Here is a 16041-nt window from a genome sequence, read left to right on the forward strand (position 1 = left end):
TCTTCAAGAGAGGGCGGAACGAAGACCAAAGCTCGGGCGATTCATGTCGCGAGAATGCGCAACCGTGTCTTCATCTTCAACTGTCATCGCCCGGCTCGCCGCCTTCGCTAAAGCTTCGGCGCGCCAGGAATGCATGGCCTCGTCGAAGCCTTGGCGGAGACGGGACCGGGCGATCCAGTACGCCGCGGCCTCTCGGTTCAAGCACCCCTGTCCCTGGAATACTGGATCACCCGCATGCGCGGGTGATGACACCGCACTGTTGACATCTTGAATTGCGACTCATCCTCACTGTCCTGGGGAAAGCCAGGACCCATTACCCCAAATCTCAATTGGTGCGCGACGTTGGGGCCACAGCTCTCTTCAACAACACGACCCTGTGGTTATGGGTCCCTGGTTTCGCAGGGACGACAGCGGTGAATGTCGTGGATCGCCTACGCCGGCCTGAACCCCGCCGCCGTCAACGCGGCGCGGCCCTGGTCCGATGCCAGCGCGTCGAGAAAGGCCTGTACCGCCGGCCGCTGCTTGCGGGCGGTCACCAGCGCGAAGTCGTAATGCTCTTCGGCAAGCGGAATGAAACCGAGCCCGGACGCACGGGCGACCGGCGCGATGGTCATGCCCCAGTCGGCGCGATGCTGCGCCACCGCGGCCGCGACCGCATTGTGCGAGCGCGGCTGATTCCAGTAACCGTCGGGCCGGTGGCCGCCCAGCAGGCGATCGATCAGGATGCGCGTGCCGGCGCCCTGGTTGCGGTTGACCATAATGCAGGCGGGATCGGCGAGCGCGGCACGCACCGCCTCTTCTGCGCTCAAGCCGGCAAAGCGCGCGTCGTCCTTGCGGAACACGATGCCCTGCATGCGCCGCCAGCCCGGCACGAGCTCGAGGCCGTCGGCCAGATACGGCGTGTTGTAGGTTTCGGTCTTGTCGTCGAACAGGTGGATCGGGGCGAGATCGCATTCGCCGCGCCTGGCGGCGGCGAGCCCGCCGAGACTGCCGACCGCGATCGAACGCACCACAAGGCCGGCATGCGCCAGCGGCGCGGTGACGAGATCGAGCCCGGTGCAATGGCTGCCGACGATGACGAGATCGGGCACCCGCACATGCGGCGTGAACAGCGTCACCTCGGCCTCACTGCCGGCCGGCAACTGGTCGGCCAGCGCCTCGATCTTCAGGAAGCCGTCGGCCTGGGCGAACGAAGTGATCGCGCCCGAGCCCTTGCCGCCGGGATAAGCGATCAGGCCGTCGGCGCCTTCGACCAGCGACACCATTACGAACTCGGTACGCCCGAGCTCGGAGGCAATCCGCACCGGCACCTTCGCCGCGACCCTGGCATCCGAGCGCGGCGGCAGGCCGGCCATCCGCCGCAGCACCGGCACGATCATGTCATGGAAGGTGAACATCGCCGAGGTCGGAAAGCCCGGCAAGATGACCACCGGCTTGCCGTCGCAGACCGCAAGACAAAGCGGCTTGCCCGGCTTCAGCGCCACGCCATGCGCGATGATGCCGGGCTTGCCGAGCCTTGTGATGATCCGGTGCGAGACGTCGCCCGCTCCCTTGGAGGTGCCGCCCGACAGCACCAGCATGTCGCTCTCCGCCAGCGCCTTGCGCATCGCGGCCTCGAGCATCGCCTCGTTGTCCGCGATGGCGCCGAGGAACGACCCGTCGCCGCCGTTCTCGGCAATCGCCGCGGCGACGATCGCGCCGTTGGTGTCGTAGATCGCGGCCGGCCGCAGCGTCTCACCCGGCTGCACCAGTTCGTCGCCGGTCGAGAGAATCGCAACGCGCGGACGGCGCACCACCTGAACGTCGGCAATGCCGCAGGCCGCGAGCATGCCGATCTCGCGCGACCCGATCATCGTTCCCGCGCGCAACAGTGCCTCGCCGCGCGCGATGTCGGAGCCGGCATAGGACACGAACTGCCCGGGCGACGCCGCGCGCCGGACCTCGATGGCGCCATTGCCGGCGGGTTGGGTGTGCTCGACCATCACGATCGCATCCGCGCCGCGCGGCACCGGACCGCCGGTCGCAATCGCGGTCGCGGTGCCCGGCACCACCGGCCGGGTCGGCGCGGTGCCGCACGAAATGATCTCGTCGTTCAGCGTGAGGTGCACCGGCGCACCCTCGCCCGCGCTTGCAAGATCGGCGGAGCGCACCGCAAAGCCGTCGACATTGGAGCGATCGAACGGCGGCACGTCGATCGGCGCCACCACGTCCTCCGCCAACGCACGGCCGAGCGCATCAGCGAGCAGCCGCGTCTCGGACGGCAATTGGCGCGGGAACAGCGCCGCCTCGAAGCGCGCGATCGCCTCCTCGCGCGACAGGATGGTCAGGAACTGGTCCTGCTCGACGGATGGGTTGGGTTTCGGCGTGAAGATATTGGTCATCTCGGGATCTCACTCCCGCAACATATAGGCATCGACGACCGTGCCCGCAGCGAAGCCCTCGGCAGCGCCAGGCACGATCAGAAGGGCTTCGGCGCGCGCGATGGCATCGAGCGACAGGTCCCCGATCGCAAGCGCCGCCCAGGAACCTTGCTGAGGACCCTGCTGACGCGTGAGCAGAACGACCTCGGCAATGCCGACACCGGAGGCGACCTTGCGTTCCAGCGGCAGTGCGAGCGATTTGCGTGGGCACCGGCCCGACAGGCGATCGAGCACCGGAAGCGCAATCGCCCACCAGGCCGCGAAAGCCTGATCCGGCGCGCCCGGCAAGGCGACGACCGGCGTTGCATCGATCCGGCCGACCGCCGTGGTGCGCCCAGGCAGCAGGGCAATGCCGTGCGCAATCAACGCGCCACGCGTCGCCAGCGCATTCACCGCCGCATCGGTGTGACCAACGCCGGTGCCGCCGATCGTGATGATGAGATCGCAACCATCTGCCTCGAGTGCGTTTGCGATCGCCGTCACATCGGGCGCCGCCTCAGCATAGACGACCTCAGCGCCCGCGAGGCGTGCGGTGTCGGCGATCAGTTGCACGGTCAGCTGACCGTTGCAAATGTTGACGATGCGAAGCCGAGGCCGCCGTACGCGCAACAGCTCCAGTCCGGCGGCGCGCGCGAGCAGCAGACCGCGCGGCAGCAGCGGCTCGCCGGCTGCGATCACGGCACGCCCAACCGCAATGTCGCTGCCGGCACGCCGGACGCCCTGCCCCGGGATGGCTTCGGCGAGCACCTGCGGAAGCGGACCGGAGGTGTCGACGGCATCGGCATCGACCACGCAGTCGGTGCCGTCGGGCATCGCCGCGCCGGCCGCGACCCAGACCGGAAGTCCGGCCAGCGGCAGCGGCGCGTAGGAGGACGCGCCAACCAAATCATTGGCGCGCATCGCCCAGCCGTCGCTGACGGCGACATCGTGTGGCGGATAGGCGCGCAGGGCAGGCATCTCGGCGGCAATGCAGCGCAGTGCATCGGCCGGCGGCAGCTCGATCGGCTGGACCGGCGCGAGGTCGCGCAGCACGGCGGCCAGCGCCGCATCGAGCGGAGTGAGCGAAGCCGGAAGGCGCTGGGCGGTGATCATGGCCCGCTATGGACTGAATCGGCCCCGAAAGAAACCGCCTCGGGCCGGTCCGGCCCTCCGTCATTAGACCGATGGCGCGTTGACGCGGACCCCAAACTAGTTGCAAAAGAAACCAATATGACCGGGTCCCGGCGGCCCGGCACAACCATAATGGCCAATGCGCCAATTCAGGAGGGAGACAGAATGATCGCCACCAGACTAGCCATGTTCGGGACGCTCGCAGCCGCGCTGCTGGCCTCCTCGGCCGTATCGGCACAGGTATCCGACGACATCGTCAAGATCGGCGTGCTGACCGACATGAACGGCCCGGCCTCGACGCCGACCGGACAGGGCTCGGTCACCGCCGCGCAGATGGCGGTCGACGATTTCGGCGGCAAGGTGCTCGGCAAGCCAATCTCGGTGATCGTCGGCGATCATCAGCTCAAGCCTGACATCGGCGCGACCATCGCGCGGCGCTGGTATGACGTCGATCAGGTCGACCTGATCGTCGACGTGCCGGTGTCGGCGGTCGGGCTCGCGGTGCAGAACATCGCCAACGAGAAGAAGAAGCTGTTCATCACGCATTCGACCGGCGCGACCGACTTCCATGGCAAGTTCTGCTCGCCCTATGCGATGCAGTGGGTATTCGACACCCGCGCGCTCGCGGTCGGCACCGCCCAGGAGGTGGTGAAGCGCGGCGGCGACAGCTGGTTCTTCATCACCGACGACTACGCCTTCGGCCACTCGCTGGAGAAGGACGCCTCCGCCGTGGTGACCAAGAACGGCGGCAAGGTGCTCGGCGCGGTGCGGCCGCCGTTTGCGACGCCCGATCTGTCGTCCTTCATCCTGCAGGCCCAGGCCTCGAAGGCCAAGATCATCGGCATTGCCGGCGGACCGCCCAACAACACCAACGAGATCAAGACCGCCGCCGAGTTCGGCGTCTTCGCCGGCGGACAGCAGATGGCGGCGCTGCTGGCGCTGATCACCGACATCCACTCGATCGGGCTGTCGGCCGCGCAGGGCCTGTTGCTGACCACCTCGTTCTACTGGGACATGGACGACAAAACCCGGGAATGGTCGAAGCGCTATTTCGCCAAGATGAACCGGATGCCGACGATGTGGCAGGCCGGCGTCTATTCCTCGGTGACCGCCTATCTGAACGCGATCAAGGACAGCGGCACCGACGATCCGCTCAAGGTCGCGGCCAAGATGCGCGAGAAGCCGGTCGAGGATTTCTTCGCCCGCAACGGCAGACTGCGCGAGGACAATCTGATGGTGCACGATCTCTGGCTGGTGCAGGTCAAGACCCCGGCCGAGTCAAAGTATCCGTGGGACTACTACAAGATCCTGGCCAAGATCTCCGGCGAGGACGCGTTCGGCCCGCCGGACCCGGCGTGTCCGCTGATGAAGAAGTGACGACCGAAGGTCGTCATTCCGGGATGGTGCGCAAGCACCAGACCCGGAATCTCGAGATTCCGGGTTCGCGCTTCGCGCGCCCCGGAATGACCCCTGCATAGACGCAATAACGCGTCCATGCAGAGGTCATTTCACCACCCCGATCTCCCTGAAATACTTCAGCACGCCGGGGTGGATCAGATTGATATCGGGCGCGGCAGCGACGGTGTTCGCTGCCGTGGTCTCACAAGCCTGGGCAAGCTTCTTACAGAACGTTGCCTCGACGCCGTGCAGCGTCTTCGCCAGCCGGTAGGCGACATCGTCGGGCAGCGTCTCGCGCACCAGGATGTAGCTCCAGGAGCCGACCGAGGAAATCGCCGCGCTCTGCTTCGGATAGCTGCCTGCCGGGATCGTCAGCGGCTTGAGGAAGGTGTGCTTGGCACGGATGCGGGCGATCTCGTCCGCGGTCGGCGCGATGAAGCGCGCGCCGGTCGTGCTCTCGGCCATCTTGCTGAAACCGGGCCAGCCGATGCCGGCGCCCCACAGCGCCGCAGCGCGGCCGTCCTCGACCATCGCAGGGCCATCGCCGGCGCGATCGAGATAGATCGACTTGAAGTCCTCGTCCTGCCTCAGCCCGATCCCGTCGAGGATGTAGCGCGACAGAATCGGCAGGCCGGAGCCCTTGGCGCCGAACGCGACGGGCTGGCCGGCCAGATCCTGGATCGTCTTGTAGGGACTGTCGGCACGCACGACGAACATGCCCGGGCTCGAATACATCGCGGTGAGGATCTTCAGCCTGGTGGCCGGCGGCCGGCCGATGCCCATGAAGGCCTCGTAGGACGGCTCGCCGGCAACGGTTGCGATGTCGACGCTGCCGGCCTCGAGCAGCGGGATGTTCTCGTTGGAGCCCTTGGTGTTGCGCGGCTCGATCGACAGCATCACATCGGCCGCGTTCATCACCTCGGCGAAGGCATTGCCATAGAGCGGAAAGCCGCCGCCCGGCGTCGCCGTGGCGAAACTGATCGTGGTTTTGGAAATGGTCTTGCTCCCCTCTTGCGCCGCCGCGCCGCCCGCGAGCAGCAACGCGCCGGCGCAGATCATAACAGCGAATTTCATCCCGAGCCTCAGGCATTGCACATAAGCGCGACTATGGTCGCACGGGCGGGGTCGTAGGCAAAGCCAGCGTTTTGTGAAACCATGATGGCAACAATCACCAGAAAATGACGGGAGAGACGATGTTCCGGTTCGCACGTGCCGCGTTGCTTGGTTTGATCTGTTGCCTTGGTTCCGTTGCCCCTTCGTCCGCATCCGACTATCCGAACCGTCCGGTGCGCTGGCTGATCGGCTTTGCCGCAGGCGGGCCGGTCGACATCGTGGCGCGTATCATGAGCCAGTGGCTGTCGGATCATCTCGGCCAGCAATTCGTGGTCGAGAACCGCGCCGGCTCCGGCGGCAACATCGCAGCCGCCGCCGCGATCAACTCTCCGGCGGACGGCTATACGCTCTTGTTCGTCGCGCCCAACAATGCGATCTCGACCTCGCTCTACAAGAAGCTGCCCTACGACTTCCTGCGCGACACCACCCCGGTCGCCAGCATCATGCAGCTCACCAACATGCTGGTGGTCTCGAATGCGATGCCGGTGAAGACGGTTCAGGAGTTCATCGACTACTGCAAGGCCAATCCGGGCAAGATCGCCTACGCCTCGTCCGGCAACGGCACCTCGGTGCACATGTCGGCCGAGCTGTTCAAGGCGATGACCAAGTGCGACATGCAGCACGTGCCGTATCGGGGATCCGCGATCGCCTTCCCCGACATCATCTCCAACAAGGTGCAGCTGATCTTCGATAATCTGCCGTCGGCGCTCGAGCAGTCGCGCGGCGGCAGCGTCCGCGCGCTCGGCGTCACCTCGCCGCAGCGCTGGCCGGGCGTACCCGACGTGCCCGCGATCGCCGAGACCGTGCCGGGCTTCGAGGCGGTCGGCTTCTACGGCATTTCAGCGCCGAAGGGCACGCCGCCGGAAGTCGTCGATACCCTCAACAAGGCGGTCGGCGAGGCCCTGAAGGACCCCAAGCTGGTGGCGCGGCTCGCCGAGGTCGGCGGCATCCCGAAGCCGATGACCCCGGCCGAATTCGGCAAACTGGTCGCCGACGAGACCGAGAAATGGCGCAAAGTGGTGGAGTTCGCCGGCGTCTCGGTGGATTGAGGCGGCGGTGGCTCGGGAGACCGATGCGGCTGCGTGTGGCACGAAGGTTCCGGCGGCGGCATTGCCGAAACCCCACGCACCCTGTAAACGGAGCCCGCACCGTTGCCGGCCGCACCCCGCGGCCCGCAAGGCGGCGGGGCCTGTAGCTCAATGGTTAGAGCCGGCCGCTCATAACGGTCTGGTTGCAGGTTCGAGTCCTGCCGGGCCCACCAATGAGTTCAGTGTGCGGACACTTTGAAAACGACTCGATTTCCGCTTTAAGAACGACTCGATTTCGTTTTGAGAACGACTCGATCTCAAATCCCACTGACACAACTGACGAATTTCGCCCCGATTTTTTCGCCGATTTATGCGCGCCAAAAAACCAAGGGGGGTCTGTTTGCGCGCGCATAGTCGATCGCAGTCATGGCACAAAGCCGAAGGGTCTACGGCAGCCGAACGCGAGGTACGGTCGAACCTGCATATACATTTCAGAGGTACCACGAATGTCCGCAGATGTTCCGTGCGAATTTGACACAAGACCCGAATAGAAAGACGTCAAGCCAGCGTCATCCGGGCTTTGAGGCGCGGCGTCATCCAATTGAGAAATGCGCGCAGTTTGAGGGGCACCGGATTTCGCGGAGAGTAGACGATGTGGACCGGCAGCGGCTCCGGTTCGAAATCCTCCAGCACGACCGCAAGCGTTCCCGCGCGCCGCGCCAAATCCATCTTGTACGACATCACCCGCGTCAATCCGGCCCCCGCGATAGCCGCCAGCACGGCGGCCTCCGACGTATTGACGCACAGGCGCGACTTGATCGTCGCGATCTTGGCTCGACTGCCGCGCACAAAACGCCACGCGGTAGGCGCGGCGCGCTCGTCGATGGTGACGCAATCATGATCGGCCAGGTCGGCGAGCTGCCGCGGGCGGCCCCGAGCCTCGAGGTATGAAGGGCTGCCGCAAACGACGATGCGGATCGAACCGATCCGGGTCGCGATCATGCCGCTGTCGGGCAGCGCCCCGACCCGTATCGCGATATCGATATCCTCCTCGGTCGTATTCACTATGCGATCGGTCAACATCAGCCGCAGCGAGATCTCAGGGTAGGCCTGGAGAAACTCGATGGCCAACGGCACCAGATGCGTATGGCCGAGACCCCATGGCGCCGTCACGGCCAAGCCCCCCTTAGGAATTCGGTACTCCCCCGATACCTCCCGCTCGGCGTCGTCGACCTGCTCGATTATACGCTTGCAGGCGTCGATATAAGACCGTCCGGCATCGGTCAGCGTCATCCGACGGGAGGTGCGTTGAAATAATTGGGCTGTCAGCCGGGCTTCCAGCTCGGCGACCTTGCGACTGACCGTCGCCACCGGGGTTTTAAGGCGACGCGAAGCGGCCGAGATGCTGCCCGTCTCGGTCACAGCGATGATCACCGACATCGCTTCAAGGCGGTCCACGGAAGGCTCACCTTTCCGAACTTTGAGAAGTTCCTTCTCGATCTTAGGGGCTACGCGACCGCGCTGCAACGCGGTACCCGTGAAGAAGTCCGGTCCGATCGGCCGCAGAAAACGGGAGTTCAACGATGAGCACCGTCACGACCAAAGATGGCGTCGAGATCTTCTACAAGGATTGGGGCAAGGGACAGCCGATCGTCTTCAGTCACGGCTGGCCGCTATCGGCCGACGACTGGGACGCGCAACTGCTCTTCTTCCTCCGTAAGGGCTATCGCGTCATCGCCCACGACAGGCGCGGCCATGGCCGCTCCTCCCAAGTCGGCGACGGTCACGACATGGACCACTACGCGGACGATCTCGCGGCGGTCACGGGTCAGCTCGAACTGCAGAACGCGATCCATGTCGGTCATTCGACGGGCGGCGGCGAAGTGGTGCGCTACCTCGCGCGTCACGGCGAGAACCGCGTCACCAAGGCGGCCATCATCAGCGCAGTGCCGCCGCTGATGATGAGGACCGACGCCAATCCGGGCGGCCTTCCCAAGGAAGTGTTCGACGACTTCCAGGCGCAGCTCGCCACGAACCGCTCCGAGTTCTACCGCGCCGTGGCCGCGGGCCCCTTCTACAACTACAACCGCCCGGGCGCGAAGCCCTCGGAGGCCATCATCCAGAACTGGTGGCGCCAGGGCATGATGGGTGGCGCCAAGGCCCACTACGACGGCATCGTCGCCTTTTCGCAGACCGATTTCACCGCCGACCTGGGGAAGATCACCATCCCGGTCCTGGTGATGCACAGCGAGGACGATCAGATCGTTCCTTACGCCGATGCCGGACCGCTGTCCGCCAAGCTTCTGAAGAACGGCACGCTCAAGACGTACAAGGGCTTCCCTCACGGCATGCCGACCACGCAGGCCGAGACCATCAACGCCGATCTTCTCGCGTTCATCGAGAGCTGAGGCCGCCATGATCTCGAGACAACATTCCATATCGCGGCGCGGCTTCTGTCTGTGCTGCATCGGAGGCGCGGCCTCCGCAGCCGCGGGAGCCTGGCTGACGCCGCGCCAGGCGTTCGCTGAGGCGCGCGGCATCGTCAGCCTGATCAAGGACAGCGCCGCCTCGGCGCCGATCGTCACGCACAAGCTGCGCGGCAACATCTGTGCGCTCGAAGGCTCCGGCGGGACCGTAGCCGTGCTGACGGGTCCCGATGGCAAGGTGCTGATCGACGCCGGCATCGCCGTCTCCCGCCCGCAAATGACGAAGGCCCTTGCTGAACTCGGCGCCGAGCCGATCACGCACCTGATCAACACCCATTGGCATTTCGACCATACCGACGGCAACGCCTGGCTCAACGCGGCCGGCGCGAAGATCATCGCCCAGGACAACACGCGCAAATACCTGTCCCAGGTGCAGCGCGTGGAGGAATGGGACTACAATTTCCTCGCGCTGCCGCCGGCTGGACTTCCGACCGAAACGTTCGCCGACGAGCGCAGCCTCAAGCTCAATAGCTCGACGATCGCCCTCAAACACTACGGTCCGGCGCATACCGACAGCGACATCTCCGTGACGTTTCCCGAAGCGAATGTCGCGCATCTAGCCGATACGTTCTGGAACGGCATCTATCCATTCATCGACTATTCGACCGGCGGCAGCATCGACGGGATGATCGCAGCCTCCGATGCCAATCTCGCGGCGACCAACGAGGAGACCATTATCATCGCCGGCCACGGCAAGGCGCTCGGCACGAGGGCCGAGCTCCGCGAATTCCGCGACATGCTGGCGGGCATCCGCGACAACGTAGCCGCCCTCAAGAAGCAGGGGCGCTCGCGCGACGAGACGGTCGCGGCCAAACCGACAGCCGCCTTCGACGCCAAATTCGGCAACTTCGTCATCGACCCCGCCTTCTTCACCCGACTGGTCTACGAAGGCGTGTGACCGCAAGCGACATCGGATTCGCCAATCACTCCGAAATCGGAGGCCGACATGAAGAACGCTGACATGATCGACACGCCGCGCGCAATTCTGGATCGCCGACGCTTTGCCGTGGCGGTGCCGCTGCTGGCCGCCGGTCAAGTTCCCGACAGGTACGCTTAACTTCGTCACGCATCGCGAGGTTGGACAGCGGGAAGTCGACCGCTTTAAGGAAAACACATGGATCGATTGTCAGGGAAGATCGCACTGATAACCGGAGGCAGCAGCGGCATCGGGTTAGAAACTGCCAAGCTGTTCGCGAAGGAAGGTGCGTTTGTCTTCATTACAGGAAGGCGACAGGCAGAACTCGAGAAAGCTGTCGCAGCGATCGGATCGAACGCCAAGGGCATTAGGGGCGATATTGCTAATCTCGGCGATCTTGATCGCCTCTTCCAGGAAATCAAGGAGGTCAAGGGACGCTTGGATATTCTCTTCGCAAACGCTGGCCTCGGCGAATTCGCCCCTTTAGGGACGATAACCGAGGCCCACTTCGACAAGACTTGTGGCGTTAACGTGCGCGGAACCCTGTTCACCGTACAGAAGGCCCTGCCCCTCATGGGCGAGGGATCTGCGATCGTGCTGAACGCTTCGATCGCGGCCATAAAGGGAACTCCGGCGTTCAGTGTGTACGCAGCGACCAAGGCCGCGATCAGGTCGTTTGCACGCGGCTGGAGCGTCGATCTGAGAAATAGGAAAATTCGCGTAAACGTCGTGAGCCCAGGTACGGTGCCGACGCCGGCCTACGACGGTTTCGGCATGACCGAAGACCAGATGGCTGGCTTCTTGAAAGGTCACAGCGATGTAGCACCGGTTGGAAGGGTAGGGCTGCCGAGCGAGATCGCCGAGGCAGTTCTATTCCTGGCATCCGACAAGAGCTCCTTCGTGAATGGCGCCGAACTGTTCGTTGACGGTGGCTTCGCACAGGTCTGACCTCTTCAAGCAGGTTCCAAGCTGTCCGATGCAATAAACTTCGCCGACGACTTACTGCTGCTTGCTCGAAAGAGGAAAACCGCGGCGGAATTGGGCTTCGTTTTTGTCGCCTCGTCCCTGTCGTTCGCAGGATGGGAGTGGGCTTTCTCGTTGATTTCCTATGGCTCGAAATCGAAATTCGGAGGCGTAGCGCTATTGGCGACAGTCATTTTTGCTCTGATCCTGGACACGGCCCTCTTGTGGAGATGGAGGAAGCGGCTCGACGGAGGAAATTTACGGCCGAAATAGCCCCGCGATCGCAGCCCCTTACGGGATCGAGTCGTTTTCAAAGCGAAAAACGGGGTGATCGAGTCGTTCTTAAAGTCAAAACCGAGTCGTTCTCAAAATGCGGGGTCGTGGAATATCAAAGGGATAGCCGAGTCATTTTCAAAGTGGCCCCACAAGAGGGCGCCAGACTAAGCCTAGCCGCGGCCAGAGCCGGTGTGGCCCTGAAGCCGCCGGCCGACTTTGCTCACCATTATAGTTTTTGATGGGGCCATAGTTATCGATAGTTCGATCAGGCCTCGCTAAGCTTTTGCTCATTCAAAGTTTACCCAATTTTGATTCTTTTGTTCACGACGATGGCCTGCATGTCCGGCACGATTGGCGATGAAAACGAATTCATTGGACGATACCGAAGAAGTTTGCCGGCCGACCAGGAAAGCGGCCTGCAGGGTTTTCGATCCTTGTCGAGAGATTCGCATCCGCGACGACGGTGGACCTTTGCTGAAGCGACGAATGCGGCAGGCTGCGCGAGTGGGAGCGGTCGCACTCTTCGTTGCCGTGGCATCCGGTTATCAAACGTCCGCCCAGGCCGGCACATCGACCGCAAATTTGACCGTTCAGATCACCATCACGGCGTCTTGCACAATCAACGCTGCGACGCTCAATTTTGGGAGCGTGGCAGGAACAACGCTCGCGACCACCTTGCAGTCGGGCAGCACAACCGTCTCGGTCACCTGCACCAATGGCAGCCCCTACTCCATCGCCATGGACAACGGAGCAAATGTGTCCGGCAGCCAGCGGCGGATGACGAATGCCGGTAATTTTATCAACTACGATCTCTATACCGATTCAGCTCATACCAACCCCTGGACCACGGCCACCAGCAGCACCACCTGCACGACCACGAACGGCTGCATTCTCGGCACCGGTAACGGATCGGCGCAGACGATCAACATTTACGGTACGGTTCCCGCTACCGGCACCGCACCGAACACCGGCACCTACACGGACACGGTGGTCATGACCATCACCTATTGAAGAAGAGGCCGCGGCAGCGGCCCGCTGTTCCGTTGCATCTGCGTATCGACGAAATGCCTGCTTGGCGCACGATTTCGAAATCGATTGGGCATCGCGATGCATCAAAATTCGACACTGCTGGCCGCATTTGCCGCAAGCCTAGCATGCATGGAGGTTGCCCATGCCACCGCGCTTCGCGTTGAACCCGTTCTCCTGGAACTGAACGCGCCGGCGGCGGCGGCTTCCCTGACGCTGCGCAATGACGAAGATGCCGACGTCGAGGTCCAGACCCGCGTGCTTCGCTGGTCGCAGTCCGACGGCAGGGAGAGTCTTGAACCGACAACCGATGTGGTGGCATCACCTCCGGCTGTCAGGATGGCGCCTCATTCAGACTACGTCGTGCGGGTTGTGCGGGTGTCGAAACAGCCGGTCAACGGCGAAGAGAGCTATCGTGTCATCGTCGACCAATTGCCGCGAGCAGGCGGCAGCCAGAGTCGCAGCGTCAATCTTTTGGTACGACAGTCGATCCCCGCGTTCTTTCGCGGACGCGAGATCAGCCGGCCGCAGGTTTCCTGGTCGCTCCGCGCTGAAGCTGGCCAACTGACGGTCGTGACCCACAATGCCGGCGACGAGCGGCTACGTATCGCAAACTTGCGGCTTAAGGATTCCTCGGGAGCTACCTTGTCCTTTGGCAATGGTCTCCTCGGCTATGTCCTCGGACATTCCTCCATGAGTTGGGCCACGCTGAAATATCCTCGCGGCTTTGGATCTGGCGGATCCATCTCTGTCACGGCGGAAACGGACAAGGGCCAGACTCATGCGGTTATTGAGTCGCCGACTCGGCGGTAGAAGAGGCTCCACGCTTGTGTCCATCTTAGCACTCCTTGGCATGGTCCTCTGTGCCGGGCGTTCGCGCGCGGGGGAGGCCCAGACAAATCTGCAACTCGATGTCGTGATCAACTCCATGCCCGCCCGAACGATCGGATCATTCGTGCGGTTCGATGACGGTCGTATCGGCGGAACGGTGGAGGAACTGGAAAGCCTCGGCCTGCAACCGGGCCCGCCGCATCGACCGGGCGAGATCATCGCACTGGATGATATCCCGACCCTAAAGTATCGATATGAGGAGAGAACACAGCGGATATTCATTGCCGTCGACGAAGCCGGACGCAAGCCGCAGCTCTTTGACGCAGGCGGCGCCAGCGGGAACCGGCCAAAGGCGCGGGCCGATCCCGGCGCGGTGCTGAATTATGACTTGTTGAGTTCAACCAGCAACGCAGCTACCCCGAGATTGATCGGGCTCGGTTACACATCGCTTTTGCTGGATGCCCGGGCGTTTTCGCCTTACGGCACCGCCGAACAGTCGGCGATCGTCCGCACTGGTCCGCGGCAGCCTGCGCAGGCGACACGGCTGAATTCGTCTTTCCAGTACTCCGACCAGGACCGGATGATCGGCTACGTTGCTGGGGATACGATCAACGGTGGACTGGCCTGGTCGCGGCCGATCAGGATCGGTGGCCTTCAGGCTCAGCGCGATTTTGCCCTGCGGCCCGATCTAATTACCGCGCCGCTCGCGACCATCGGCGGTAGCGCGGCAGTGCCGTCAACGGTCGATGTCTATGTCAACAACATCAAGACATTTTCTCAGGACGTCGCGTCTGGCCCTTTCAGCGTGAACAACGTACCGCTGATTTCCGGCGCCGGCACGACGCAACTCGTGGTGCGGGATTCGGCAGGTCACGAAATCCAGACGTCGGCGCCGTTTTATGCGACCTCGAGCCTGCTTGTGCCGGGGCTGAGCAGCTGGTCGGTGGAGGGCGGATTGCCGCGGCTGTCCTACGGCTCGAGCAGTGACGTCTATGTCGGCTCGCCGGTCGGGTCTGCAACCCTGCGACGAGGTATCTACGACGGCTTGACGGCAGAGGCGCACGTCGAAGGCGGAGCCGGCGTCATCAACGGTGGCATCGGTGGTATCTTCAGGACCGGGACGATCGGTGTCGCCGCCGTGGCCTTGGCTGGCAGCGGAAGCGGCACGAACCGCGGTCTGCAGAGCTACGCTTCCTATGAGACGAGGCTCTTCGGCGTGAGCATTTCGGCGAGTTCGCAACACACCTTTGGCACCTATGACGACCTTGCCTCGGCGACCGCAAGATTGCAAAACATCGCGGCGTTGAACGGCGGCCTGCAAAATCTGAACGGTCTGTTCAATTATCTGCCCGGCAGTATCGCTTCATTGTCGAACTCGTTTGCCTATGTGACCGGCATCTATGGCAGCGCCCGTGCGCCGGTCGCGCTCGATCGCATCACTTTCAGCGCTCCGATGCCGTTCGACCCCCGGGCCAGCCTAAGTGCAAGCTTTGTCGGTCTGCGCGATGACTCAGGCCATCGCTCCAATATCGTGACGGCCTCTTACTCGCGTTCGTTGCCCTACAATGCGTCGATATTCGCCACCGTCTTCCACGATTTCCGTGCCAAGAGGAATACCGGCATGTTTGCCGGTTTGAGCATCCCTTTTGGCGACTCTGCTTCGATCACGACCGGGGTCTCGAGCGAACGGGGCGGTACAACCGGCAGCGTTGATGCCGTCAAGTCGCTTGGGCCGGAGCCCGGCAGCTACGGCTGGCGCGTCCACGATTCCGAAGGCTCATCGAGGTACCGGGAGGCAACAGCTTCCTACAGGTCGAGCTACGGCACCATCCAGGCAGGCGCAAGCCAGGCGGGATCCGGCAGCGTGGGATCACTGGAATTGCGCGGTTCGATCACCACTATGGGAGGCGGTGTTTTCCTTTCGAACTGGATCGACGACAGTTTCGCGGTGGTCACGACTGGCGTGCCGGATGTCGAGGTCCTCAGCGAGAATTGCCTGGCCGGTGTCACCAATTCCAGCGGCATGCTGTTGATCCCGACGCTCCGGTCCTACCAGAAGAACAAGATTGCGATCGACCCGACGAACCTTCCGGTCGACGACGAAGCAGCAACGACGCATGACATCGTCGCTCCGGCCGATCGCGCCGGGATGCTCGTCAGATTTGACGTCCGCAAAGAGACGACGGCTGCGCTGGTTACCTTTGTCGGGCCTGACAATCGCGTTCTGCCGGCCGGGGCTGTCGGCCATATGACTGGTGGAGTAGAGTTTGTCGTAGGCTACGACGGACAGGCCTATATCAGGGGGCTCTCGTCAATGAACGAAGCCGAAATCGAATTTGCCGACGCACGCTGCCGCGCCACGTTTGCGTTCACTCCGAGGCCCGGCGAACAGGTCTGGATCCCTGGGGTCGCGTGCCGATGATGCAGTCATTCATACGTAGATAGTGTCTTCCTACATCAATCTCCCCGACCAT

Annotated in this window: 12 protein-coding genes and 1 tRNA gene; 9 read left to right on the plus strand and 4 right to left on the minus strand. The window is 63.3% G+C overall.

The annotated features are described in order from the left end of the window. Window positions 1-431: 431 nt before the first annotated feature. Both H8B02_RS21530 and H8B02_RS21535 read right to left on the minus strand, forming a co-directional pair. Window positions 432-2381, minus strand: coding sequence for a molybdopterin biosynthesis protein (locus tag H8B02_RS21530; RefSeq protein ID WP_229168079.1), 1950 nt, complete (start codon window positions 2379-2381; stop codon window positions 432-434). A gap of 9 nt (window positions 2382-2390) precedes the next feature. Then, complete coding sequence (locus H8B02_RS21535; protein WP_229168081.1) at window positions 2391-3512, minus strand: molybdopterin-binding protein; 1122 nt, start codon at window positions 3510-3512, stop codon at window positions 2391-2393. A gap of 183 nt (window positions 3513-3695) precedes the next feature. On the opposite strand from H8B02_RS21535, the gene H8B02_RS21540 reads away from it, so the two are divergent. Then, window positions 3696-4907, plus strand: coding sequence for an ABC transporter substrate-binding protein (locus tag H8B02_RS21540; protein WP_376711696.1), 1212 nt, complete (start codon window positions 3696-3698; stop codon window positions 4905-4907). Window positions 4908-5033: 126 nt separating this feature from the next. On the opposite strand, the gene H8B02_RS21545 is transcribed toward H8B02_RS21540, so the two are convergent. Beyond that, a complete protein-coding gene (locus H8B02_RS21545; protein ID WP_229168083.1) occupies window positions 5034-6002 on the minus strand; it encodes a TAXI family TRAP transporter solute-binding subunit in 969 nt (322 codons plus the stop codon). Window positions 6003-6121: 119 nt separating this feature from the next. Here H8B02_RS21545 and H8B02_RS21550 point away from each other — a divergent pair, with 119 nt between their 5' ends. After that, a complete protein-coding gene (locus tag H8B02_RS21550) occupies window positions 6122-7090 on the plus strand; it encodes a Bug family tripartite tricarboxylate transporter substrate binding protein (RefSeq protein WP_229168085.1) in 969 nt (322 codons plus the stop codon). 136 nt (window positions 7091-7226) lie between these two features. Next, a tRNA-Ile gene (locus tag H8B02_RS21555) sits at window positions 7227-7302 on the plus strand. Window positions 7303-7627: 325 nt separating this feature from the next. Here the strand turns inward: H8B02_RS21555 and H8B02_RS21560 are convergent. Beyond that, on the minus strand, window positions 7628-8527 hold the full coding sequence (locus tag H8B02_RS21560; protein ID WP_229168111.1) for a LysR family transcriptional regulator: 900 nt from the start codon (window positions 8525-8527) through the stop codon (window positions 7628-7630). 125 nt (window positions 8528-8652) lie between these two features. Between H8B02_RS21560 and H8B02_RS21565 the strand changes: the two genes are divergently transcribed. From H8B02_RS21565 to H8B02_RS21590, 6 genes are all read left to right on the plus strand, one after another. Continuing rightward, complete coding sequence (locus H8B02_RS21565; RefSeq protein ID WP_229168086.1) at window positions 8653-9477, plus strand: alpha/beta fold hydrolase; 825 nt, start codon at window positions 8653-8655, stop codon at window positions 9475-9477. 7 nt (window positions 9478-9484) lie between these two features. Then, window positions 9485-10453 (plus strand): MBL fold metallo-hydrolase, encoded by a 969-nt coding sequence (locus H8B02_RS21570; protein ID WP_233287717.1) that lies wholly within the window; start codon window positions 9485-9487, stop codon window positions 10451-10453. Between the two features lie 216 nt (window positions 10454-10669). Next, entirely contained in the window at window positions 10670-11419 is a 750-nt protein-coding gene (locus H8B02_RS21575) for an SDR family oxidoreductase (RefSeq protein ID WP_229168088.1), read from the plus strand. 648 nt (window positions 11420-12067) lie between these two features. After that, on the plus strand, window positions 12068-12721 hold the full coding sequence (locus tag H8B02_RS21580) for a Csu type fimbrial protein (RefSeq protein ID WP_229168090.1): 654 nt from the start codon (window positions 12068-12070) through the stop codon (window positions 12719-12721). An 84-nt stretch (window positions 12722-12805) separates the two neighbouring features. Continuing rightward, window positions 12806-13549: a fimbrial biogenesis chaperone gene (locus H8B02_RS21585; protein WP_229168092.1), complete on the plus strand. Its 744-nt coding sequence runs from the start codon at window positions 12806-12808 to the stop codon at window positions 13547-13549. A gap of 40 nt (window positions 13550-13589) precedes the next feature. Next, entirely contained in the window at window positions 13590-15989 is a 2400-nt protein-coding gene (locus H8B02_RS21590; protein WP_229168094.1) for a fimbria/pilus outer membrane usher protein, read from the plus strand. The last annotated feature ends 52 nt before the right edge of the window (window positions 15990-16041 follow it).

Source organism: Bradyrhizobium altum (assembly GCF_020889705.1).
Taxonomy (GTDB): Bacteria; Pseudomonadota; Alphaproteobacteria; order Rhizobiales; family Xanthobacteraceae; genus Bradyrhizobium; species Bradyrhizobium altum.